16 protein-coding genes and 2 riboswitches are annotated in these 25,052 nt (G+C 44.2%); of the genes, 3 read left to right on the top strand and 13 right to left on the bottom strand.

Annotated elements, in window-relative coordinates; all coding sequences use genetic code 11:
* Positions 1 to 389 precede the first annotated feature (389 nt).
* Both ptsG and glcT read right to left on the bottom strand, forming a co-directional pair.
* Complete coding sequence (gene ptsG, locus ACNAZ4_RS23265; protein WP_415818591.1) at positions 390 to 2,465, bottom strand: glucose-specific PTS transporter subunit IIBC; 2,076 nt, start codon at positions 2,463 to 2,465, stop codon at positions 390 to 392.
* A 179-nt stretch (positions 2,466 to 2,644) separates the two neighbouring features.
* A complete protein-coding gene (gene glcT / locus ACNAZ4_RS23260; protein ID WP_415818589.1) occupies positions 2,645 to 3,487 on the bottom strand; it encodes a glucose PTS transporter transcription antiterminator GlcT in 843 nt (280 codons plus the stop codon).
* A 334-nt stretch (positions 3,488 to 3,821) separates the two neighbouring features.
* On the opposite strand from glcT, the gene ACNAZ4_RS23255 reads away from it, so the two are divergent.
* Entirely contained in the window at positions 3,822 to 8,402 is a 4,581-nt protein-coding gene (locus tag ACNAZ4_RS23255; RefSeq protein WP_415818587.1) for a S8 family serine peptidase, read from the top strand.
* A 62-nt stretch (positions 8,403 to 8,464) separates the two neighbouring features.
* On the opposite strand, the gene ACNAZ4_RS23250 is transcribed toward ACNAZ4_RS23255, so the two are convergent.
* The 8 genes from ACNAZ4_RS23250 to ACNAZ4_RS23215 all read right to left on the bottom strand — a co-directional run bounded on the left by ACNAZ4_RS23250 (position 8,465) and on the right by ACNAZ4_RS23215 (position 20,336).
* A complete protein-coding gene (locus tag ACNAZ4_RS23250) occupies positions 8,465 to 9,796 on the bottom strand; it encodes an NCS2 family permease (protein ID WP_415818585.1) in 1,332 nt (443 codons plus the stop codon).
* Positions 9,797 to 9,919: 123 nt separating this feature from the next.
* Positions 9,920 to 10,021, bottom strand: a riboswitch (purine riboswitch).
* Between the two features lie 88 nt (positions 10,022 to 10,109).
* The gene (gene guaA / locus ACNAZ4_RS23245; RefSeq protein ID WP_415818583.1) at positions 10,110 to 11,657 is read right to left on the bottom strand and encodes a glutamine-hydrolyzing GMP synthase; all 1,548 of its coding nucleotides are present in this window, start codon (positions 11,655 to 11,657) and stop codon (positions 10,110 to 10,112) included.
* A 179-nt stretch (positions 11,658 to 11,836) separates the two neighbouring features.
* Positions 11,837 to 11,938: riboswitch (purine riboswitch) on the bottom strand.
* Positions 11,939 to 11,969: 31 nt separating this feature from the next.
* Positions 11,970 to 14,195 carry a transglutaminaseTgpA domain-containing protein gene (locus ACNAZ4_RS23240; RefSeq protein WP_415818581.1) on the bottom strand — a complete coding sequence of 742 codons (2,226 nt, stop codon included), beginning with the start codon at positions 14,193 to 14,195 and terminating at the stop codon, positions 11,970 to 11,972.
* Positions 14,192 to 15,409, bottom strand: coding sequence for a DUF58 domain-containing protein (locus tag ACNAZ4_RS23235; protein ID WP_415818579.1), 1,218 nt, complete (start codon positions 15,407 to 15,409; stop codon positions 14,192 to 14,194). The genes ACNAZ4_RS23240 and ACNAZ4_RS23235 overlap by 4 nt, the downstream gene beginning before the upstream one ends.
* Before the next feature lies 1 nt (position 15,410).
* Positions 15,411 to 16,364: an AAA family ATPase gene (locus ACNAZ4_RS23230; RefSeq protein WP_415818577.1), complete on the bottom strand. Its 954-nt coding sequence runs from the start codon at positions 16,362 to 16,364 to the stop codon at positions 15,411 to 15,413.
* A gap of 404 nt (positions 16,365 to 16,768) precedes the next feature.
* The gene (locus tag ACNAZ4_RS23225) at positions 16,769 to 17,143 is read right to left on the bottom strand and encodes a hypothetical protein (protein ID WP_415818575.1); all 375 of its coding nucleotides are present in this window, start codon (positions 17,141 to 17,143) and stop codon (positions 16,769 to 16,771) included.
* A 181-nt stretch (positions 17,144 to 17,324) separates the two neighbouring features.
* Positions 17,325 to 18,761 (bottom strand): esterase/lipase family protein, encoded by a 1,437-nt coding sequence (locus tag ACNAZ4_RS23220; protein ID WP_415818573.1) that lies wholly within the window; start codon positions 18,759 to 18,761, stop codon positions 17,325 to 17,327.
* 579 nt (positions 18,762 to 19,340) lie between these two features.
* On the bottom strand, positions 19,341 to 20,336 hold the full coding sequence (locus ACNAZ4_RS23215) for an ABC transporter substrate-binding protein (protein ID WP_415818571.1): 996 nt from the start codon (positions 20,334 to 20,336) through the stop codon (positions 19,341 to 19,343).
* Between the two features lie 274 nt (positions 20,337 to 20,610).
* Here ACNAZ4_RS23215 and ACNAZ4_RS23210 point away from each other — a divergent pair, with 274 nt between their 5' ends.
* Together ACNAZ4_RS23210 and ACNAZ4_RS23205 are read left to right on the top strand one after the other, a co-directional pair.
* On the top strand, positions 20,611 to 21,030 hold the full coding sequence (locus ACNAZ4_RS23210; protein WP_415818569.1) for a hypothetical protein: 420 nt from the start codon (positions 20,611 to 20,613) through the stop codon (positions 21,028 to 21,030).
* Positions 21,031 to 21,393: 363 nt separating this feature from the next.
* On the top strand, positions 21,394 to 21,918 hold the full coding sequence (locus ACNAZ4_RS23205) for an ECF transporter S component (RefSeq protein WP_415818567.1): 525 nt from the start codon (positions 21,394 to 21,396) through the stop codon (positions 21,916 to 21,918).
* A gap of 297 nt (positions 21,919 to 22,215) precedes the next feature.
* Here ACNAZ4_RS23205 and ACNAZ4_RS23200 read toward each other — a convergent pair whose 3' ends face one another.
* From ACNAZ4_RS23200 to ACNAZ4_RS23190, 3 genes are all read right to left on the bottom strand, one after another.
* Positions 22,216 to 22,917 (bottom strand): hypothetical protein, encoded by a 702-nt coding sequence (locus ACNAZ4_RS23200; protein WP_415818565.1) that lies wholly within the window; start codon positions 22,915 to 22,917, stop codon positions 22,216 to 22,218.
* A 278-nt stretch (positions 22,918 to 23,195) separates the two neighbouring features.
* The gene (locus tag ACNAZ4_RS23195) at positions 23,196 to 23,525 is read right to left on the bottom strand and encodes a hypothetical protein (protein ID WP_415818563.1); all 330 of its coding nucleotides are present in this window, start codon (positions 23,523 to 23,525) and stop codon (positions 23,196 to 23,198) included.
* A 190-nt stretch (positions 23,526 to 23,715) separates the two neighbouring features.
* Positions 23,716 to 24,741: an NADP-dependent oxidoreductase gene (locus ACNAZ4_RS23190; protein WP_415818561.1), complete on the bottom strand. Its 1,026-nt coding sequence runs from the start codon at positions 24,739 to 24,741 to the stop codon at positions 23,716 to 23,718.
* Between the last annotated feature and the right edge of the window lie 311 nt (positions 24,742 to 25,052).

The following is a 25,052-nucleotide window of genomic DNA, read 5'->3' as shown; positions in this document are numbered from 1 at the left end:
GGATCAAACTCTCCAAAAAAGAGTTATGAGTTAGCTCATAAAAGTTAAAACGTTGGCTCATGTCTTCTATAATAGAAGCATGATAATATTGTTTGTTGACGCTTGTTTGTTTAGTTTTCAAAGAGCAAATCGTGCGCGCCGCTCAGAAGCGACTTTAATAATTTATCACATCACAGCGTTGAATGTCAACAGATTTTTTGATTTTATTTTTTCATCATCAAAACGGTGTTAACCTGTTCGCGACTGTTTCTATATACTATCATCGGACATGCACAGAGTCAACATGATTATACCTTGAAATAATTGGGAAACATTTCACTTCTTCACTTTCCTTCTGAATATAAAAAACCAGCCGATCTCCATTCAGGAGACCGGCTGGTTAATTTATCTTATTTAGAAATCATAATGATATTCTCGTCCTTCACATCTACATTGCCTTCTTTATTGATGACAATGCTTTCCCCTTCAGCAAGGTTAGTGAATACGATTGGAGTAATGATAGACGTTGCGTTTTCCTTGATGTAATCAAGATCCACCTTCAATAACGGCTGTCCTTTTGTAACAGTATCATTTTCAGAAACAAGCGTTTCAAATCCTTGTCCCTTCAGATTAACTGTATCAATACCCACATGAATAAGGATTTCTCGTCCAGAGTTGGACAGGATTCCGATTGCATGCTTTGTCGGGAACAAGTTGACGATCTTTCCGTCTACCGGTGAAACAATTGTACCTTCAGCAGGTACGATCGCGAAACCGTCACCCATCATTTTTCCGGAGAATACCTGGTCAGGAACTTCTGTGATTGGTTTAATTTCCCCTTTAATAGGAGAAACGAATGTTTCAGCTGCAGAATCTGCGTCATGGTGAGTCTGCAATGCCTCTGGATTTACTTCTTCAATTTGCTGTTCAACCTCTGTTGCCTGGTTCGTTTCTACCGGGCGAGGCCTTTTACCGTTCATGATGTCTCTCATCTGTCCTTTGATTGTCTCAGAACGCGGGCCGAAAATTGCCTGGATATTGTTGCCGACTTCAAGGACTCCGGCAGCACCCAGTTTTTTCAGGCGGTCTTTATCGACGTTGCCAATATCATTCACTGACACACGTAGCCTTGTGATACATGCATCTAGATGAGCGATATTTTCTTTTCCGCCCATTGCATCAAGGACCTCATATGGAAGATCACTAATTTGACCTTTAGCTCCACTTTCTTCCTCACCTTCTTCAACCTCTTCACGACCTGGTGTCATCAGGTTGAATTTACGGATGGCGAAACGGAAACCGAAGTAGTAGATAACCGCGAACACTAAACCTACAGGAATAACAATCCATGCGTTTGTCTGCGGGTTGATCAATCCAAACAGAATGTAGTCAATAAGACCACCAGAGAAAGTCATACCGATTTTAACGTTCAAAAGGTGCATCGTCATAAACGATAGACCGGCAAAAATTGCGTGAACCCCGAATAATACAGGAGCTACGAACAGGAAGGAGAACTCAAGAGGTTCTGTGATCCCTGTCAGGAATGAAGTCAATGCAGCTGATACCATCAAACCGCCGACTACTACTTTTCTTTCAGGACGTGCTTCGTGATAAATCGCCAAAGCTGCTGCTGGAAGTCCAAACATCATGAATGGGAATTTACCAGTCATGAATGTACCAGCAGTCAAATCTTGTACATTGTCCCCAATTTGAGCCATGAAGATCCTCTGGTCACCGCGGACAACGTCGCCAGCCAATGTAGTATATTGGCCGAACTCATACCAGAATGGTGAATAGAAGATATGGTGCAAGCCAAATGGAATCAATGAACGTTCAACCACACCAAAGATAAATGCTGATAAAGTCAAGTTTGCATGAACCATGTTCTGTGAGAATGCATTCAGGCCGTTTTGGATTGGCGGCCAGATGACAAGCATTGCCAGACCAAGCAGAATGGCTGTTCCCGCTGTAATGATCGGAACGAAACGCTTTCCTGCGAAGAAGCCAAGATAAGATGGCAATTCAATTTCAAAGAACTTATTGTAAAGAGCAGCGGCAATGATACCAACGATGATACCGCCGAAAACTCCTGTCTGGAGTGTCGGAACACCAAGAATACTTGCGTAGTTCAGTCCGTTGACATCATCTGGAGTAATACCTAAAACAGTACCCATTGTTACGTTCATGATCAGGTAACCGATAATGGCCGCAAGACCGGCAACTCCCTCACCGCCCGCTAAACCAACAGCTACACCAACCGCGAACAATAGCGGCAGATTCCCGAAGACAATATCTCCGGCTTTTTGCATGACAGCAGCAACCAGATCGACGCCGCTGTTATCTAAAAATGGAGCAAGCTCCAGTAAAGCAGGGTTACGAAGCGCAGCACCAAGAGCAAGCAAAATACCTGCAGCTGGAAGCAATGCGACTGGAAGCATTAGCGCTTTACCTACTTTTTGAAGAACACCAAAAGCTTTCTTAAACATAGGAAGACCTCCTGTTATTTTTTCTCTTAAAGCGGTTACAAACAGTAAAAAAACAAATAAAAAAGGCATGAGAAAGATGTTTAGAAAGAAGCATACGGATATATTACCCATAAAACTCCATTTCAATTACATTCTTTACTCATGCCTGATCGAATCAGTAACACGTAAGAAATAACTGCTTATTTAACTTTTTTCTGAAGCCTTTGAAGATGCATCGTCAGATACACGGCTTCAGCATCGCATACTTGTTTTTTCAAGGTCTGCTGCATCACTTTAATGAGTTTCCACGAAAGATTGTAACACAGAGGGTATTCCTCTTTCAAGAGGGTTGCAAATTTTTCCGGTTCTTCTGCTTCTTCGCCGTTATTGACCCTCTCGATCGTGAAACGTATGTGGCGCACAAGCCTCGTATAATCTATGCCTTCTTTATCGATTTCGATATCCAGATTTTCTTCAATCATTTTTACCAGTTTCGTCACAAGCTGTGAGTGTTTGTTCACGTCTGACAGGCTTCGATTCATGATGGCGCTATGGATATGGAGGGCAACAAAGCCTATCTCCCCATCAGGAAGTTCAATCCCCGAGCGATCCTTGATGAGCTGCACGACTTCTTTGGCAATTTCAAATTCAGTCGGATACAGTGTCTTTGTTTCGACCAAAAATGGATTCTTGAACTCCATCCCCTTCGAAATCCTCGTCACCGCAAACATCAAGTGATCCGTCAATGCGACATGGATGTGTTCATTAAGCTGGGCAGGCGTCCGTTTTTTGATTAATTCAATAGAAGATATGATGGCTTCGTGCAAGTCATTTTGAACGAATGGCAATAGCTTAATGTAGTTTGCCTGCTCTTTTTCATCCTTAAGGACAAACATTTTCTCTGCCTGGCCCTCTTCTATCAGATCTCCCTTTTTCCGGTTAAAACTGATGCCCTTGCCGATCAGGATGACTTCCCCGAATGTGGGATGATCAGCAATCAAGACATTATTGTTCAATCCTTTTTTCACTTCGATTCTGTCCATGCCGTTTCCCCGTTTCAGCTTGTTCTATGGGAATATCGTATATAAGGAGGATTTAGAAGTCAAACCAGAGAGCGTTAAGCAAAATATCAAAATACGTTGGAATTATGCAACCAATACTTACACTAGCAAAAACGACAAACAAAGCCCCTTTTTTGTCGAATGAATTATTTTGATAATATTAAAAATATATTGATTATTTGCTATATTCGGAATTAAAATTAAGAAGGTTTATACCATACAAATTAGAAAAGGAGGTATTTTTTCCCTTGTGGCTAGTTTATTAACATACTAATTTACTAGTCTTATTTAATTTCAGAATAAAGGAGGAAAAACATTGAACATCAAAAAGATTTTACCGTTATTTTTGATTTTTTTACTGGTATTCTCTAGCTTTGCTTCAGCCGCAAGTGTAAATTTGCCAAAATCGAACAAAACAATTAAGACTAGCCAAACATCAAAAGAACTACATAAGAACACCAAAACTAAGGTGAAGAAAAAAGAGGAGTCCTATAAAAAAACCGATAAGGTACGTGTAATCGTTGAAGTTGACGGTGATCCCGCCGTTACATACGCAACGAAACAAGGCAAGAAATACAGCACCCTTTCAAAGTCTGTAAAGGAAAAACTCCAAAAGCAAGTAAAAGAAAAACAGGCGAACGTTAAATCTAAAATGGCAAAAAAAGCTATTAAGATGCAATTCAAACAAAGCTTCTCAACTACTTTCAACGGATTCAGCGGGGTTGTAGAATATGGACAAATCCCAGCAATCAAGAATGTAGACGGAGTTGCGAAGGTAACAATCGCACATGAATATGAGCGCCCAGAAATCAAGCCAGATATGAAGTACAGCAAAGAAATCGTGGAAGCCCAAAAAGCATGGGATTCTTATGGCTATAAAGGTGAAGGTATGGTTGTTGCAGTAATTGATACCGGAATCGACCCAAGCCATAAAGACATGATCTTAACTGATGAGAACAAAGCAGCATGGACTAAGGTGAAAGTAGAAGCAGCGGCAAAAGATCAAGGTCTGCCTGGAAATTACTACACCGCGAAAGTTCCATATGGTTATAACTATTACGATGAAAACAATCAAATTCTTGACCTTGGACCAGATGCTTCGATGCATGGCATGCACGTATCTGGTACTGTAGGCGCGAATGGAAACGAAGAAGAAGGCGGAATTAAAGGTGTTGCTCCTGAGGCCCAAATCCTCGGCCTTAAAGTTTTCGGTAATGACCCAGAAATGCCATCTACATGGAGCGACTTGATCATTAAGGCAATCGATGATGCAATCGCATTAGATGCAGATGTAGTCAATATGAGTTTAGGTTCTACAAGCGCATTCGTCTTACCCGAAGACCCAGAGCAAGTTGCGGTACAAAGAGCTGTAGATAATGGCGTATTGATGTCGATCTCTGCAGGTAACTCAAATCACATTGGCAGCGGTTATTCCGATCCATATGCTTCCAACCCCGACAAAGGAGTTGTAGGCGCTCCTGGTCTATCAACAAACTCACTGCAAGTAGCATCTCTTGAAAACAGCTTCATTGATCTTTCAGCTATTACTTATTCATTCGGGGAAACTGAAACTGGTAAAGCTCCTTTCCTTTCTGCAAGCTCAGTAGACCCTAATGAGCAATCACAAAAGAAATTTGAGATTTTATATGCCGGTAAGGGTCAACCATCAGATTTCGAAGGTAAAGACTTTACAGGTAAATATGCATTGATTGTCCGCGGAGACCTTACCTTTGTGGAAAAAACATTAAATGCACAAGCTGCCGGTGCTGCTGGAGCTATAATTTTCAATAACACAAACGGTTTTGTCAGCATGGCCACAGAACCAGCAATTAAGATTCCCCAACTCTTCATGTTAAAAACGGATGGAGAAGCATTAAAACAAGAACTAGAAAAAGGTACCGTAGTAACAATTGAATTTAATGGAGACCAAGTCACTTCGGTCAACCCTACAGCTGACCAAATGTCTGACTTTACATCTTGGGGTGTCACACCTAACCTGGATTTCAAGCCAGAAATTACAGCTCCAGGCGGAAACATTTATTCTACATTAAATAACAATAAATACGGCGTAATGAGTGGTACTTCAATGGCAGCTCCACACGTTGCCGGAGGATCAGCTTTAGTTCTTGAGCGAGTGAAAGAAGACTTTGCAAACCTTGAAGGTGCCGCAAGAGTCAATATGGCCAAGAATATTCTGATGAATACTGGTAAAGTGGTAGAGGATAAGGGACCTTATAACAGCGGTTATAGCCATAACCCATACTCTCCTCGCCGTCAAGGTGCAGGACTGATGCAATTGCATGCCGCACTGAGCACACCAGTTGTTGTTACCAATACTGCAACAAACGAAGCAAAGGTTACTTTAAAGGAAATCAAAAATAACAAGGCTACCTTCACTTTAAAAGCAGAAAACTTCTCTGATGAAGAAGTAACCTATCAAGTAAGCGGTAATGTCTTGACGGATTTAGCTGTGCAGGACCAAACTACAGGCTTAATCTATGATCAGTTAGAATCTCAAGGAATTTATAAAGATGGTACTATATCAGATGATGCTCCTTGGACTGGGGAATTTCCAATTTCATTCAGTGTTGATGAATTAAAAGTGCCTGCTAACGGCAGTTCAACAGTCGCTGTAACAGTCGACCTTTCTGATACGATTGATTGGTACTACAATGCTCCATTAGACGTTATTTTTGAAAACGGCTATTTTGTTGAAGGTTTTGTTACACTTACAGATGTAAAGGACGAAAAACCAACACTTAATGTGCCTTATGTAGGCTTCAACGGCGACTGGAACGATGCACCAGTCATCGATTCTATGATTTATGATGGAAATGATGCTGACTCCTTCTACGGATGGACTGGCATGCTCACTGAAGCAGGTGTTGATGATAAAGGATATATGAACTATAACTTCCTGGGAATCAATCCTATTGACAATTCTGCGAAATCAGAGAAGATTGCTATCTCTCCAAATGGAGATGGTGTGAATGATAACGCTGTTCCGATTCTATCATTCCTAAGGAACGCAACATCAGTAGAATACAAGATTGTCGATAAGGACGGGAATGTTCTTCGTAAAATCAAATCCGAGGAACTTGTCCGAAAGAATTATTACAACAATGGCACTGGGTCAGATTATTATCTGAAAGATAATATGGCTTGGGATGGTAAAGTTAAGAACAAATTGGTAGCAGATGGCCAATATTTTTATGAGGTTGCGGCTACTATTGACTATCCAGGAAAAGAAGCACAGAAGGTTATCTTCCCTATTTTGGTTGACACAGCCGCTCCGCAAGTAACTGCAAGCGTTGAAGGAGATAAGGTAAGCATTACTGGGACGGATGCAAATGGCTCTGGTATTGCGTATTATGATGTCTTATTAAATGGCGAGTCGGTATTTGGGGAAAAGGATCTTCCTTTAGCAGGGGATGCTACTGAATACAAATTCACCGAGACTCCTGCAGTTGGTTCGACTGTTGAAGTCGTGGCATATGACTATGCAGGAAATGTTGGAGAAGCAGTTGTGGAAGGGGCAAACGATACAACCATCCCTTACATCCACATTACGTCTCCAAAAGCTGTTAGTGTGTATGATTCTAATGAAATAGAAGTAACTGGCTATGTGACAGATGAATCAAAAATTCGCGAATTGAGTGTTGCAGGTAAGCAAGTTGAATTGGTATGGAATGAAAATGAGAAACGCTACGATTTCCGTACTCAGTTGACACTGGAAGACGGAGTCCATAAGATTCGAATTGATGGTACAGATGTGGCAGGAAATAAAATCGATTACCTTGTTCGCGATTTCCTGGTTGATACAACTGCACCTGTTATTTCTGTCGATGCTCCAAAGAAAGTTAGAAAAGATGTGGATTCTGTAACCCTTAAAGCAACTATTTCCGATAACTTCGAGGAGTTGCACTATTATGTGGATGGCAGCGAGGAGTTCAGTAAAGAATTCTCATTTGAGAACTTCTCAAATAACGGGCTTACAAAAAATATCTCAACTGAATTATCTCTGGAACCTGGAGATAACACATTCATCCTTGAACTAGTTGACGTTGCAGGTCACAAAACCACTAAAGAAGTGAAGATTTTCCGTGGTGAGTCCAAATATAAAGTCAAGTTCTATAATGGTACTTCACTCATCAAAGAAACAGAAATCGTTGAGGATGCCAGAGTTGCAGCACCATCTGCACCTGCAAAATCCGGCTACACATTCATTGGCTGGTATAAGGATTCAGGCTTTAAAACAAAGTTTGATTTCTCAAAGCCAATAACTGATAATACAAATGTTTATGCAAAATATGAAAAGAACCCTTCAGCACCTGGATCTGTAAAGGTTACTTCTTCAGACTACAATAAATTGACCGTCAGCTGGAAGAAGGTTTCAGGGGCAAGTGGTTATGAAGTGTACCGCTACAATTCCAGCACAAAGAAATACAGCAAAGTATCAACATTAACAAATGGAAATACAGTAAGTTTCGCTAATAGCGGATTGACAACCGGTAAAACTTATTACTATAAAGTGGTCGCTTATAAAACGGTTGATGGTAAAAAGCTGGTAAGTTCATACTCTAGCAAAGCTAGTGCGAAGCCATCACTTAAAGTTCCTGCTAAGGTAAAGGCTGATAAGAAAAGCAGCACTTCCATTAAGGTTTCCTGGAGTAAGGTCAATGGAGCTAGCGGTTATAAGATATACCGTTCTACTTCCAAATCAGGAAAATACAGTTTAGTAAAAACTGTAACTTCTGGAAAAACCACTAGCTACACCAACACAAAACTCAAAAAGGGTCAGACATATTATTATAAAGTGAGAGCTTATCGTACAGTAAGCGGCAAGAAAGTCTACAGCTCCTATTCAAGTGTAGTGGCCAAAAAATTAACAAAGTAATAAATTAAAGAGAGCGACCTGGTTTTATACCTGGTCGCTCTCTTATTTGCAGAGATTTACACTTATTCTGTCAAAAACACAAAGTATAGAACGAAAATCACGAAGAACAGGTACATGATCGGGTGGACTTCTTTTGATTTTCCTTTGACGATCATAGTGATCGGATAGAAGATGAATCCGGCTGCGATCCCTGTTGCGATGCTTGATGACAGCGGCATTGAAATCATGGTCAGGAATGATGGCACTGCGATTTCAAAGCGGCTCCATTCGATTTTGCCAAGAGAAGAAACCATCAGGACACCAACGATGATCAATGCTGGCGCAGTGACTGCCGAAGTGACAACTGAAAGCAGCGGGAAAAAGAATAGCGATAACAGGAAGAATCCTGCTGTTACTAAAGAAGCGAATCCGCTTCTTGCTCCGGAAGCTACCCCTGCAGATGATTCAATATACGATGTTGTTGTTGATGTACCGAAGATCGAACCAACAAGGGATGCGATTGAATCTGCGAACAGTGCACGTCCTGCGCGAGGCAGCTTGTTCTCTTTCATCAAGCCTGCCTGATTGGCAACTGCAACGAGTGTTCCGGCGTTATCAAAGAAGTCGACGAACAGGAATGTCAAGATGATTCCGAGCATGGTCGATGTGTAGAAAGACGGATCGCCGAATGCTGTGAATACTGCTCCAAATGTTGGCGCTACGCTTGGTACTGCGCCAACTACTTTTTCAGGTGTATCAATAAGATTAAAAACCATGCCGACGATGACGCTGATGATGATTCCGAAGAATACTGCACCGTGAATGCCTCTTGTCAGCATGATGACGGTGATCAATAAACCAAAAAGCGCAAGCAATGTATGGGCGTTTGTCAGGTCGCCCAGTCCGACAAGCGTTGCCGGATTATCGACGATGATTCCTGCATTTTTTAATCCGATGAATGTGATGAACAATCCGATCCCCGCCCCGACTGCGTGCTTCAGTTCAACCGGGATGGCGTTGATCAATTTTTCGCGCCAGCCTGTAATCGTCAGCAGCAGGAAGAACACACTGGAGATGAAAACTGCTGCAAGCGCATGCTGCCATGGAGCTCCGTGGCTTAGGACTACTGTGTAAGCGAAGAAGGCATTCAAGCCCATTCCAGGCGCCAGGGCAATTGGGTATTTCCCAATCAAGCCCATGATGATGGAGCCTACTGCTGCTGCAAGGGCCGTGGCTACGAATACAGCACCTGCATCCATCCTCAATGCTTCAGGCAGGTCCTGTATGTCTGCAAGTGTAAGTACGTTAGGGTTCACAATCAGGATGTACGCCATTGCAAGGAACGTGGTCATTCCGCCGATGAATTCGCGGCGATAGTTCGTGCCGAGCTTATCAAACTCAAAATACTTCTTCATTAATTCTTTCCCCCTGAATAGAATTCGGGAAATAAGACCAAAAAGAAAACGCCTCGGGATACCGGGGCGTTGACTAAAGGCAATAAAAGGAAGTCCTAGCGGCAAAAAATATAGAGATTGCCAGCCATGAATTCTATACCTCGTAGTCAAGCCATTTACGGTAGCTCGGTAGAAACTTTTGGGCCATATCCCCAATATTATACGACGAATTATGACAAATTATTAATTTCAGCTTCATTCTAACAGGACTTTTGCCCTGAGTCAATATAAAAAACGAACATTTTCATGTCCGTTTTTTATAATCGTTCGTATTTTATTCCCATTCAATGGTTGCAGGCGGTTTGCTGGTGATATCGTAGACGACCCGGTTTACGTGATCGACTTCGTTGACAATCCTTGTGGAGATAATCTCAAGGACGTCCCACGGAATTCTTGCCCAGTCGGATGTCATTCCATCGATGGACGTTACTGCGCGGATGCCGATTGTGTAATCATATGTCCTCGCATCTCCCATGACACCAACGCTGCGGATATCAGGAAGGACCGTGAAATATTGCCAGATTTCACGATCAAGGCCAGCCTTCTTGATTTCGTCACGCAGGATGGCGTCCGATTCACGAACAATCTCCAACTTATCTTCAGAAATGGCTCCAAGGACACGGATGCCGAGGCCCGGTCCCGGGAATGGCTGGCGCCAGACGACTTCATCAGGCATGCCAAGCTCAGTGCCAAGCGCACGAACTTCATCCTTGAATAATGTATTCAATGGCTCAATTAATTTGAACTGCATATCTTCAGGGAGCCCGCCAACATTATGGTGTGACTTGATTGTCTGCGCTGTCGCCGTACCGCTTTCGATAATATCAGTATACAATGTTCCCTGTGCCAGGAACTCAATACCTTCAAGCTTTTCCGCTTCATCATCGAAAACATAGATGAACTCATTACCGATAATTTTCCGCTTCTGTTCAGGATCCGAAACTCCCTCCAGCTTACTGAGGAACCGGTCCTTCGCATCTACTTTTATCACATTCATGTTGAAGCCTTCAGCTAAAGTTTTCATTACGCCTTCTGCTTCACCTTTACGCAATAAACCGTGATCGACGAAGATGCATGTCAGCTGGTCTCCGATCGCTTTGTGGATCAGGACGGCCACTACCGAAGAATCGACACCTCCGCTCAGCGCGCAAAGAACCTTTTTGTCCCCAACCTGCTGGCGGATTTTCTCCATCTCGATTTCGATGAAGTTTTCCATCGACCAATTCCCTTCGCATTCGCATACCTTGAAGACAAAGTTTTTCAGCAAGTCATTCCCATACATGGAGTGCCGCACTTCAGGGTGGAATTGGACCGCGAAAAGCTTACGGCTCTCATCACTCATTGCCGCAATCGGACAGGATGGATTGACTCCATCTACAGAAAATCCCGGAGGTGACATGGTGACAAGGTCGCCATGGCTCATCCAGACTACCTGTTCTTCAGGCGTCCCCTCGAATAACTTGTTCTGATTATGGAGAGTCAGCAGGGCTTTTCCGTATTCACGGTTCTTTGCCTTCTCAACCTTCCCGCCGAAATGCATCGTCATCAGCTGCATTCCGTAACAGATGCCCAAAATCGGTAAGCCTAGCTCGAAAATTTCTTCATCACATCGGAAGGCTCCCTCATCATAAACAGAGTTCGGGCCTCCTGAAAAAATGATGCCTTTAGGATTCATTTCCTTGATTTCTGCCGCTGTAATCGTGTGCGGATGGAGTTCACTGTAGACGCCAAATTCCCTGATCCGCCTTGTGATCAGCTGGTTATACTGGCTGCCAAAGTCTAATACTACAATCATTTCCTGGTCTTGGAGCTCGGGTTTCATAAATTCACCTCATTTAAAATAGAAACGCGGTACTTCCTATGGTTATGTAAATAGTATGGCTTGTTGCCGCGTTTTTTTGCATGAAAGAAAAGCATGGGCGCAGAAAGCTCGACAATAAAAAAGGCCAGAGTCCTGCCTTCCAGAAATAATAGGAAAGCAGGATTCCAGCCCGTTACGAACAAAAAGAAGCCTGCCTTCATAGTCAAATCATTTCCGGTGATTTGGTAGATACTTTCGAACCATATTATCGAGGATATATGAAGGTTGATTCTATATAGTTGCACACATTGTATCAGTATAATATTTTAGCGGTCAAGCCCCAGATTTCCTGATCATGTTTTCCCAGTGCTTTTTCACGTCCTGCCACATGTCTTCATTCAATTCGCCGCGATAGAGATACTCTTCATACTTGGATGTAAGCCTGCGCATATCGCTTGTCGAGAAGAATGAATCCACATAATAGGCGTAGTCGCGCAATGTCTGGCCATCTTCACGCTTAAGCCCGTATCGTCTGAGTTGTTTTAACAGGGCGATATAGGCTTTCTCCAGGTACTTGTTTTGCTTTTTGTACTTATAGAGAAGGATGTACAGTGCCGGAAGCCATTTTCCGCGCAGCCTGTACATGCTCGCCAGGAACACGGCAAGTACTAGCAATGTCAGCAGGATTTTCCCGAAGTTATCCTTCAGGAACGCACCGGCATTTTTCAGTCCATTTGAAAAAGTGACCTCTGACTTGTCGACCTGTGCCTGTTCCTCCGGAAGTTCCGGCTTCTTTGGTGCCTCCGGGGTCGTTACGTCTTCTTCCGGTTGCTGTGTATCGGTTTGAGTGTCGTTTTTCTTACTGTACTCGAACTGTACATTATTCGAAAATCCCTGGGTCGGTTCGAACGGTACCCAGCCGACACCAGGAAAATATCCCTCCACCCAGGAGTGTGCGTTATTATTTGTGACCTCGTAAAGCCGACGGCCATTCTTAAGAGTATCGATATAATCCCCTTCAGTATAGCCTTTCACCCAGCGGGCTGGAATCCCGACAGAACGCATCATGACAACCATTGATGTGGAGAAGTTATCGCAATAGCCCCGTTGTGTATCGAACAGGAACTGATCGACATAATCCTGGCCATCTGCCGGAACAGCCACATCTGTTTGATCGTAAACAAATTCGTTCGAACGGAAGTACTTTTCAATTGCCTGTGCTTTTTCAAGCCAGGTCTGCTTATCCTTCGTAATTTCCTCAGCCAGATTCACTACCCGTTCAGGGAGCCCTTCTGGTATCTGCGTGTATTTTGCGAGGAAATACGCATTTTCCTCTCCTGCCATATCCTCTTTTCCAGCTGCCTTGAGCTTATCGACACTGTAGACTGGATAATCGAATGTAAGTGAGTACGGACCGAATGACCCTGATTGTCCATCTGGCAGTGAAGTGATTTTCTCTGTCTCGGGGTCAAGCATGAATTGCAGTGATGAGTATCCTTCAGATGCCTCCACTTGTTTCACCCCGAGCGGATAAACAAGGTGAGGGTACCGGATTTTCGGAATGACCCTGCTGGAACGCTCTTCTGTTTTCACACCTGCATCAAAAGGCTGCATCGGGATTGCCTGTTCAGGTAAAAATTCAACCGGCGCTGCCGATTCGGATTTCTCTGCAATCCATCCTTTTCCCGTATAGACATCTTTCGTCTCGATCCTCCAATAATGCCGGCCATCTGCTTCGGCTGTGAAAACAATCCGATCGTCACCGATGAACGGTCCGCCAAGAGCTGTATCGTCCGTTCCGTAGCCAACCTTCTTAACGCCACCGCTGCCTTCGCCGGAATCCTGATTATAGGAGGTAATGAATGGGACCGGATCTGGCCAGATTGGATCAGCCTTAGGGGCAGCATAGCCAATCCCCACACTTAAAATAATCATCGCCGCCAAAGGCACCATCCATTTTTTTGCACTGTTGAGGTTCTTCCTCACCAGTTCCTTATCGGCAATCCGGTGATATGACAGCATCCCCAGCACTGCAAACCCGGCAATGACTGTCCGGACAATCGCCGCATCTGCTTCATATGGAGTGAACGTGTCAAGCACCGTGATATAGATAAGCGTCATGAAGAAAAACACAAAGATTTGTTTTCGGTTGATCAGCCAATATTGGATCAGATAGGCCATCAGCCAGAGCAGGATGAAGAATAACAATGTCCGGAACACGTTGGAGATCTCTGTCCAGTCTGCATTTACAATTAAAATGGCATTTGTCGTGAGCTCGCTGAACAGCTCGGCGAACCATCCCAAGCTGAAAAAGGTTCCTTCATAATACATGAAGTGGACGGAATAAAGGATGATGATGATTTTCACGAGTCCTCCCGGAATAACCGGCATGTTGAAGTACGACATCATCAGCGAAACAAACACAAAGCCAAGGAAGACACTTAAATGGCCTGTATCTGTCAGTTCCTTTAAAGGCCGCAGCCATTCCCAAAGCAGCAAAAAGCTGAAAATGTATAACAAAAAGAACGCTGCATCTTTTTTGGGCTTCGTGATTGTCATCCTCTGTTCACCTCCGAGAAGGCTTCCGAAAACTGGCCGTCGTGCACCATTACAAGGCGAATTCCCCTTGCATTTGCCGATGACCTTAAGTTTATTTCGGTTTTCGACAGTGATTCCTGGCTATTCTTAATCAGGAATATACTGACCGATCCGTTTCGTTGGTTATAGAACGCTGCTTTTTCAATCAACTCTTTCGTCAGCTTGGCGGTCACCAGCATGAGAGAATTGTTCTGCTGTGTCAGGAAGGTTTCTGCTTCAAGAACCCGATCGAACGGGACTGGACTTCCATCCTGGATTTTGGCCAGATGGTACAGTAGCTGCTGCTGCTGGCTCTCCCCGCCCCGGGCCGGGAAGGCCACACGCTCATTGCTCGACGTAAGCAATCCGACCTGGGCGCCTTTGCGCAAAATCGCCCTGATGACAGAAGCGGTAAAAGAAACGATCACTTCAAAACGGGCATCCGGCGCGCAGTCCATCAATAGGGTCACATCATGTGATTGCCTTTGTTCAAACTCTTTCGTCATGATATCATTTCGCCTTGCTGTCGCTTTCCAGTTGATCCAGGAAAAACGGTCCCCTGGCTGGTATTCACGGATACCAATGGCCATCGATGTATCTCGCTGGACACGCTCCTTCGAGGCAGTCATGCCCTGATCAAAATGATGGGCGACGGGACGGTAAACCAAATCCTGATAGGCCGGATAGACAAGAATCCTGTTTTCAGCGGGCAGGAATTTTTCCTTTTCGATCAAGCCGAGCGGATCTCCCGTCTTAAGCTTGATACCTGTCAGGATATGTTCACCCCGTGGCAGGTTCTCAATACAGTAGTCGAAGCTGAAAACTCGGTTGAATCCCGGGAAGACCATTGTCTTCGCCTGCTGCAGATCACGGTTCCCGGCAAGCGTCTCCCCGGCCTGTTCTTCAGCAATTGCGTAAAACAGCGGGAATGCGATATTTCTTTCAAGGACAATGCTGGCCCTGAACTTTTCGCCAGCATTGTACTCCTGCTTTGTATACACTCTTTCAGCCTTTATTTCCCTCAAAGAATACAAAGCAAGACTCAACGCATACAGCCCGAATGGCACGAAGCTGTAAAACAGGAACCAGCTGACAAAGCCGCCCTGGAACATCGCATACGAAAAGGTGACCAGGATCAGGAACAGCAAAACGATCAGCTTCCATATTTCGTTGAACTTTTGAAAATATTTTTTCATACTATTTCACGAGCCTTTGGACCGGCACAGGCACTCTCGCCATCACCCTGTTGACGACATCCTCAGCGGTGATCCCTTCGAACCTTGCCTCTGATTTCAAAATGATCCTGTGGGCGAAAACATATGGCGCAAGATACTGTACATCATCCGGAATGACATAATCCCTGCCGTATATGAAAGCGTACGCCTGGGCTGCCTTCATCAAGGCAATCGATCCACGGGGGCTAACGCCAAGATAGACACTTGAATGGCCGCGCGTCCGGCTTGCCAGTTCGACAATATAGCGCTTGAGCGTTTCATCGACGAAGACTTCTTTTATGCTCTGCTGCAGGTCGCGTAAATCTTCGAGCGATACAACCGGCTGCAAATCCTCGATTGGCAGATTGCGCTGCGCCCGGTCAAGGACTTCCATTTCCTCATCAAGTGCCGGGTAGCCCATTTTCATTTTCAGCAAAAAGCGGTCTAGCTGCGCTTCCGGCAGCGGATACGTACCCTCATAATCGATCGGGTTCTGTGTTGCCATGACAAAAAACGGCTTGTCGAGAATATGGGTCACGCCATCGACCGTGACGCTATGCTCTTCCATCCCTTCAAGCAGGGCTGACTGAGTTTTTGGAGAAGTCCTGTTGATTTCATCAGCCAGGATGATGTTGCCCATGATTGGCCCCGGCCTGAACTCAAACTCCATCTCTTTTGGATTGTAGATTGAAACACCTGTCACATCTGAAGGCAACAGGTCCGGAGTGAACTGGATCCTTCTGAACTTAGCACTGACAGACTTAGCCAGAGCACGCACCATCATCGTCTTGCCGACACCCGGCACATCCTCAAGCAGGACATGGCCTCCAGCAAGCAGCGCGATCAGGCTTAACTCCGCCACGTTCCGTTTGCCTGTCATCACTTTATCGATATTTCCCAGTATTGTATCAACCGTTGGATTCATCTGGTCCCTCATTGAAATTTCCCCCTTATATCTATTTATCTACGTGAATACGCTTTATTTTTATCCCAATAAGTCTATATTCGCTATTTTCTGGCAAAATCCTGTAATGGGTGAGATGAAAAATATTTCCGCTTTTTGATAGACGGGAAATCATGAGAGAAAGTTTCATAAAGGCTGTTTTCGTAAAGATTGTTGTTAAAATCCTAAACCCGATTTCAACGTGATAATAGCCATTTTGTATGTCGGTACTAAGTTTGGTAGCTCTTTTCGCAGCATAAGTGTTAATTGTGTGAATAATCTCAGGTGTTTCAATTCTATTTTGTAGACAATAACAACAAAGTTTGAGAAAAGAGCCTACATAAAAGAGAAAACGGCCCTCAATCGAGTGGCCGCCAACATTTCATCTATTTATCTATTTAGCTTGCAGCCTTAGGAATCGCACCCATTCCCTCGAGGATGATTCGCGCGTCTGTGTTCAAGTACGCTTCGATATCGCTCCGCAAAAACAGCAGCGAGTGGTCCTTAACGACTACCTTCAAGCCTCGCAGATCGAATTTGGATGCATAGCTATTCACGGTATTGATGACTGCCATGTCCTTCCTTGACAGCGGCTGTTGGCCGGCTTCCATGCGCTTTGTCAAAAATTCAAGCAACTCTCTGGCATTCGACTTTAAGTGGCTGCGATTCTCATTAAGGATTTCAATGTTCTCTTCCATATACATTCTCGCAGCCGCAAAATCCAATTCCTCGACACGATTGTTGATCCTGGCAATCAAATCCAAAACGTGCATGCTTTCTCCTCCTGGTGTAAAAAACTCTGCTTATCTTCTATATCGGACGACAACTCCGCCACTCCATCATTTTTGTAAAAATTAGTCATTAAGACTTAGCGCAGATACTGGCAGTAGGCAGAACAGTCTATATCCCTTTTCACAAACAAGAAGCAGCTGGGCATGCCAGCCGCCATCATCCCTATCTGTGAATCTTTCCGTTTTCGTCCACATAGATGGATTCAACGATCGTCCGTTCGAACGGCTTCCCTTTGCCGTCAACTCCGATGACTTCTGTCGTCAGATTGTATACGCCTGGCTGATCAAAATCCCCCTCGGCAATTTTGCCTGCCTTCACTCCTTTTCCAGCTTCTTTAAGTTTCTTTTTATTGTCATGTTCGAATTTGATCCAATTTGTTTTATATGAGGCTTTCACCTTCTGGCTGTTGTCTTTTTTCAATTCAACACTAAGCGGGCTATTGATTCCGACGACCATCATGTAGGCAGCGCCAGGTCCGTTTACCTTCCATTTCCCAGAAGCTGGCCGGTCGACTTCAAACAGGTGCACCCATGCCCCCTTGAAGAAGTCACCGTTGTCCTGCTCGATTTTCACTGCGCTGTATTCCTTGCCATCAGGGCCTTTCAGCTTCAGTGATGACAGCTGTTTTTCACTCAGGAAGGCCATCTGGAACCGATTTGCCCCTTCCTCGATGATGAATCGCTCACTGATGGATTTTTCTGCTTTCCCGCCTCTGACAATCTGGCTTGTGTCAGGCTCCGCCACTGCTTCTGCTGTTGAAAATGTACTGGCAGCAGCTGGCTGTGCCGACATCGTATATGGTTTGAACACTGAGAATGTATAGGAGCCTTCGCGGACTGTCGTATGGTTCCAGGCCCCTTCCCGGACGATGGTTCCGCCCGGCAAGCGGGAACTGGAGACCGTAACCACCCCATCATTCGAGCCAAAACTGCTTAAATAAAGCCCTCCCCAGTACAATGCACTGCCGAATGAGCCCCATTTGTAACCGCCAAGTGTGTAATAACGGTTCTTGGCTGCATTCGCGTGGGTATCGGTTATACTGCGGAAATAACTCATATTTCCTGTCATGAGAGATCGCGTAGCATCATTATTGTTTCCGAGCAACGCAGCGAGCCACCAGGCAGAACTGCTGTGTGCCAGGTCTGACAACTGGGTGCCGTGATGCGGCGAAGACAGGGTGATGACATTTGAAACATACTGGTGAGCGCCATAGTGGACGAGCGCAGTCTGTGTGTCCACACCGCCTTTACTGTGGCCTATCACAACCAGTTTCTTGCTGCCGAAATGCTCATAAATTTGCTTCAGCTTTCCGGCGAGCATCGCGCCATTTTCCCACATGTCCTTTTCAGGATATAAATCAATGAATGCTGTCTGATAGCCATTGGCCAGAGCGGTCTCATACATATCATTGCCTTCCCACCAGATTGATGCCGAACTGTTGTAACCATGAATGAAGACAATCGGCGATTTTGCCGGGTCGATCCAGGCGGGGTCCGCTCCCAGGTACCAGGTGCCCGGAACACCCGAAGAACCTCCGCCCAGATTACCGGCTCTTGCGGCAACAGGAACCATCAACAATAAAACCATTAATAATGACATAATCCTTTTGCTCCTTCTCAAACCATACCCCTCCTCCTTTTTTCACACATCATTAAAAAGTATTAAAATGCCTGTATGATTAGAAGGGTACTTTGTTTCATTTTGATTGGGAAAATAGTATTATCTCACCGATGAAGAACAAAAAGCGCAAGCGCCTTGTTCAGCCCCGACAAGCGCTGGAGGGCCTGACAGTGACTTCATTGGCAGGACCGAAATCGAAATGTATAGCCGACTGACCAGAAACGCAGAAACTGGAGACCCCGACAAAGAAGCGCTTTTTGCTTCTGCCGGCGGAGTTGAAGTTTCAGAGTTTCTAGGAGGCGACACTAGACAATTCGAAAAGCGAAGGCGACTGCCCAACTCCGACAAGCGTTGGAGGGCCTGCCAGTGAAGTCGTTCTTTGACTTCATTGGCAGGACCGAAACGTCTCGAGGAGTTAGGAGCCGCAGCTAGCCAAGCGTCTCGAGGGGCTAGGCGCTGGAGCTGGATTAAGACTCCCATATCTAGTTATCCACACAAAATACTTTTATAATTTCCTAAACAACAAGAAGAACCCGCCAGTCCGGCAGGCTCCGTCTCTTATTCCCCTACGATTTTTGCGTCTTTAAGCATGTCATTTGTAAGCTTGATTCCTTGTTCTTCAGCCGCCTTTTTATTAACGACCAATTCCAGGTTCTCCGGATAGCCAACCGGAATGTCTGCAGGCTTTTTTCCTTTGAGGATTTCCACAGCCATTTTGCCAGTGGTGTAGCCTAGTTCATGATAATCGAGTCCATAGGAGGCGAAAGCTCCACGTTTCACCGAATCCCCTTCACCGACGAACATCGGAATATCTTTATCATTCGCTACTGTGATCACCGACTCAAGTGCCGCAACGACGGTATTATCCTTTGGAATATAGAGGACATCTACACGGCCAACCATCGACTCGGCTGCCTGTTTCACTTCAGAGCTTGCTGAAATCGTGGACTCCACAGCTTCGAGTCCTTCGGCTTGCAATGCTTCTTTGGCGTTTTTAACATTCACCACAGAATTGGGTTCACCATTGTTGTAAATAATTCCGACCTTCTTTGCTCCCGGGATGAACTTTTTGATGGCAGCGATGGTATTCTTGATCGCATCAGGGTGAGTATCAGAGGTTCCCGTCGTATTTCCGCCCGGCTTCTCCATGGACTGGACGAGCTCAGCACCGACAGGATCCGTGATTGCAGTGAACAGGACCGGGATATCCTTCGTTGCCTGGACAGCCGCCTGGGCACTCGGTGTCGCAATCGCTAAAATCAGATCGCTTTTATCTGAAACAAACTTTTGTGCGATCGACGCATTGTTATTCATGTCACCCTGGGCATTCTGGTAATCAATCTTCAGGTTCTTGCCTTCTTCATAACCGGCATCCTTAAGCGCAGCGATAAAGCCTTCCCTCGCAGCATCAAGAGAAGGGTGCTCAACAATCTGGGTAATCCCGATTTTCACCGTCTTTTCCTTCTTCTCTCCACTCGCCTGATTACCGCCTCCGCCGCATGCGGCAAGCATCAGCATCGCACCGCTCAATAAAACTGCCAAACTCTTTTTCATCCTTCATCCTCCCCAAATTCACAAAATAGTTATGTATTTTCCTGGTGAATGAAAACCGAACCGATCCTCCTTGACAATATACTTCATATTATTTTTAATATTCTGATATTAACACGTCAAGGAAGCCTTGGACAATAGGAAACTAATAAAATGTGTAACCATTCTCAGGTTTCCTCTCTAATTAGATGAATCCCCCTCCTACAAACGTACATTTTACATTTTAAAAGATATATCGGTCAGTTTGTCCATTTTAAAAAAAGAAATGAAGTATCCAATGGCGCAGTGGGATTATCCTGAAAAAGACCGCAAAAAATCCAAAAAGAAAGACAGATGCGACAAAAAGAAGGAGGGTGAAAAGTGGTTTAAGCAGGAGCAGGAACCAGAGCAGATCGCGATTGGCTACATCACTGATGGGGCCCTAGCCATCGATGACAGTAATGCATCAGATAACCCTACCAATAGCGCAGTTGCTCAGGATTACAGTAACGCTTCTGGAAATCCAGATGACAGTGCTGTTGCACAGGGTCGAAGCAATTCAGTTTACGACGGGAAAACTTCTGGTTCCCAGGAAAAGAGCAGCTCTGCAAACGATACTAATAACAGCGCCCTGGCTCAGTATGACAGCAATGCTTCTAATGATCCATTCGACAGCGCTGTTGCCCTGGATGATAGCAAGGCAAATGAGATTTTTTAAATTGGATCATTAATAGTTAAAAAAAGGAGTGAATTTAGATGTACAAAGTTATAGGGACATTATCCCTCTACAGCATTTTGTTTCTTCCATCCCGCTCCATTAATATTCAAGAGCATCCATTGGGTGCTTTTTTGTTGTGAGCTGGAATTCTTAAGTAACATGTACGTTCAATGGGTTATACCAGTGATTTTAATTTTTCTATATCAAAACAAGCCCTTACTTGAATTTTCAAATATTCGGTATGTGAGTATATTTTTAAGTATTTATTAACTTCTCAATAAGGAGTATGATAGTAATTAAAATAATATTTTCGTATAGAAGGGCATCTTGCGAAAAGGACATCATAAAGAAAGAGGTAATTATATGAATGCAGCATACTCTACATCTACAGGCATGTCTAAAACAAGGACTCTTGTAATCAATGCTCTTTTTATCGCGTTGACCGTGGTAGCGACAATGTTCATCAACATCAAGCTCCCAATCATGGGAAATGGCGGTTTGATCCACCTTGGGAATGTGCCTCTGTTTATAGCCGCGTTTGTTTTTGGGAGAAAAACAGGAGCAATCGCAGGAGCGTTCGGAATGGGACTGTTTGACCTGATCTCTGGCTGGGCTGTGTGGGCTCCTTTCACATTCATCATCGTTGGTTTGATGGGCTATCTGGCAGGGCTGATGGCTGAAAAAATGCCAGGCAGGAAGGTCGTTGTCTACTCACTCGCAGTGATCGTCGCGATGCTAATCAAGATTGTAGGTTACTATTTTGCCGAAGTCGTCCTTTACGGCAACTGGATCCAGCCATTCGGCTCCATCCCGGGCAACATCATGCAGGTGGTACTTGCTGGATTGATTGTTATTCCTCTCGCAGGACGGATCAAGAAGTTGTTTTAGTAAGACCCTCGCAATAAAGAAATCCCCTATGGCTCTCCATAGGGGATTTCTTTTATGTATAATGTCAGGATTCCCAGCTAATTTTGTCGATATCACTTTGAAATTTGTAAATATTTCTCGGGAAATTGTTGAATTTTGAAAGTGGATTCATCATTTTCGACACGATTTCCCATAGTGTATCGGCTGGCAATATACAGCAGAAAACCATGTCCAAATGCTTTTTGATGGATATTCCCTTCATATCGGCCGGCGATATAGAATCATTAGCATCCTTTTATTCATATAAATACGGCAAATTCATTTCTTGAACAACGAAAATAGCCAGTTCCATTTTCTGTTGCGGATTTCTTCTTCTAAACGTCGGTTGAAATCAATTTGAGAATTCCACTCATTCTTTTGTTCCTCACGCATTTTCTGTAACTCTTTTTGCAAGAGTTCACTTCGCTCTCTCTCCTGTTCAAGCAAGTCTTCGTAATGAGCATTTTGCTGTTCCAGGATTCTCTCGATTTTCGCATTGGTTCTTTGTGCTGAATTCCCAATACTTGAACTGATCACATGGTGGTCCTGCTGGAGCTGTGATACATTCGTTTTTAGCTGGGCCATATCATTTTTCAGCTGCACATTCATTTCACGCGCTGCTGCCAGTTCATTGACGACAAAAAGCAAAACCTCTTTTAATTGATTCGGATCCTGAGGCAAATTTTCATATGTATCGTTAAGAGCGACCTGTGTACCGCCCGCTCCTTCTAGCTTATCCTTTTGCTGTGCCACTAGGTCTTTGGCTGTTTCGTCCAGTGGCTTGTCCGTATCGCGTAACGATACAAGTGCTTGGATATCAGATTGTACGAAAATCCGGCGGTCACCGTCTTTCAGGAACTCGTAACCATTGCGCTCCAGGATCTGGCCGTACTTTCGGACCGTAGGCGTCGCAATTCCAATCTCCTCCGCCACTTCCTTCGTTGAGAATGCCTGTTCATTCGCTTGTATATCGTGTCGCATATCGCACATGCACCTCCTATTTACCAATATGCTAGGTTTGAACCACAATTGCAATAGTCATATCTTCTATATTTCTATTCTAGCAGAAATAATGCTCTCTGCCATATCGGTTAGTAAGTAATTTTCTCCCCGCTTTACGGAGTATAATGTCGAAAGCCCGGCTCAACTGCAGTTGAAGCCGGGCTTTATTTAGGCGATACACTCAATTCTTCCCGAACAATTCGTCAATAGTTAGTGTTACTTCCTGCAAGATCCTGTCCCATTGCGCCTGTATCGTCTCACTTAATCCGATATGGAACCTGTTTTTCATCAGGCTCCACGCTAATGAGGTACCCCCTCATGGATTCTTTTTGCCCATATAATAGATTAAACAAATGGAAATCATGCGGGGGAAAATCAAGTTCGCGGTGTTCATGCAAATCAGCAAGCTCATAAACCGTAAGACTTCCTGGTGTTTTCCCTGAAACGGCAGCATCGATCATAATCACCAATGGAGCACCGATTATTTGCTCCAGGCAATAATCAATATCCGCTTCACCAATCAAAAACGAGAATGAAACACTTGGGTCATGATTCTGCTTGGAACAGAGAGTTTTGTCTATTTTCACAAAATCGGGGACCGTATTTTGTTAAAAAGGACGTATATGATTCTGCAGGAACTCACAACAATAGATAATTCCCCTTAAATACCTCCCCTGTTCCATTGGCTCGATATTCAGGGCAATCTCCAATGCCAATGAAGAGGACGTCGAATGCGCAGAAAATTATTATAATTATGAGTATAACATGTCTGATGAGTTACTTTTCATATTGACGGTCAGCGACTTTTACTAGCAGTTTTCCGGTATTATTACCTTTAAAGAGATCAAGGAATGCACTCGGAATATTTTCAAATCCATCATGAATTGTCTCCCGGTATTTGAGATTACCTTCCTGCAGCCATTTTCCAAGCTGCATTGCACCCTCCTGGAACTGATTTGAAAAATCACCTACTGTAAAACCTTGCATGAGCGCGCTTTTCTTAATCAGGGTTGTTTGTACACGAGGCCCAACATCCACACTTTCCAGGTTATAAGCAGAAATCGCTCCACAAACAGGTATACGTGCATAACGGTTCAGATTCGCTAGCACAGCATCCGATACCTTCCCGCCGACATTATCAAAATAAACATCGACTCCATTGGGACATGCCTGGCCGATTGCTTCCTTCAAATCCGCAGCTGTTTTGTAATTAACGGCTTCATCAAATTGCAATTGATCCTTTAAGAATGATATCTTATCCTCAGATCCCGCTATTCCAACTACTCTGGCGCCTTTTATTTTGGCAATCTGCCCTACAACAGAGCCGACTGCTCCTGCTGCTCCGGAGACAACGACCGTTTCTCCTTCTTTCGGCTTCCCAATATCCAATAATCCAAAATAAGCGGTTAGTCCCGTCATCCCTAATATGCCTAAATGCGTCGAAATCGGTGCTAATGATGGATCTATTTTTCTGATTTCCTTTTCTTTTGCCACATAATACGTTTGCCAGCCAAACATCCCAATAACGATATCACCTTGTTGGAATTTTTCAGATTTAGATTCAATCACTTCACCAATTGAACCACCTTCAATCACTTTACCAACTTGAAAAGGTTCAATATACGATTCCGCATCTTGCATTCTCCCTCTCATATATGGATCAACAGACACATAAAGCGTACGATGTAAAACTTCCCCCTCCTCAAGCTCTTTAATGTCCTGTTCTACAAAATGAAAAGTCTCTTTATCAGGCATACCTTTAGGTCTGTTTGCTAATACAATTTGGCGATTTTTTTCCTTCATAGCAAAGCTCCTTTCTTTTTTTGATGGATCTGTCTTAATTAACCAATTAGTCCTCTCAATATGAAGTACTTCTCTTATTATTGTGAGGGAATCCATATTCTTTATCAAACAATTAAATTTCTAGAACAAAAAGTGCAAGCGCCTCGTTCAGCCCCGACAAGCGCTGGAGGGCGGACCGATGAAGTCGTTCTTTGACTTCATTGAGCGGACCGAAGCGACTCGAGGGGCTAGGCGCTGGAGCTAGATTAAGATTACTACATGTAGTTATCCACAAATAAACAATTTTATAATTTCCTTACCAACAAGAAAAG

Source organism: Mesobacillus thioparans (assembly GCF_965138835.1).
GTDB classification, from domain to species: Bacteria; Bacillota; Bacilli; order Bacillales; family Cytobacillaceae; genus Mesobacillus; species Mesobacillus thioparans.
The sequence above is the reverse complement of the archived record's forward strand: the minus strand, read 5'-3'. Positions and strand labels throughout refer to the sequence as shown.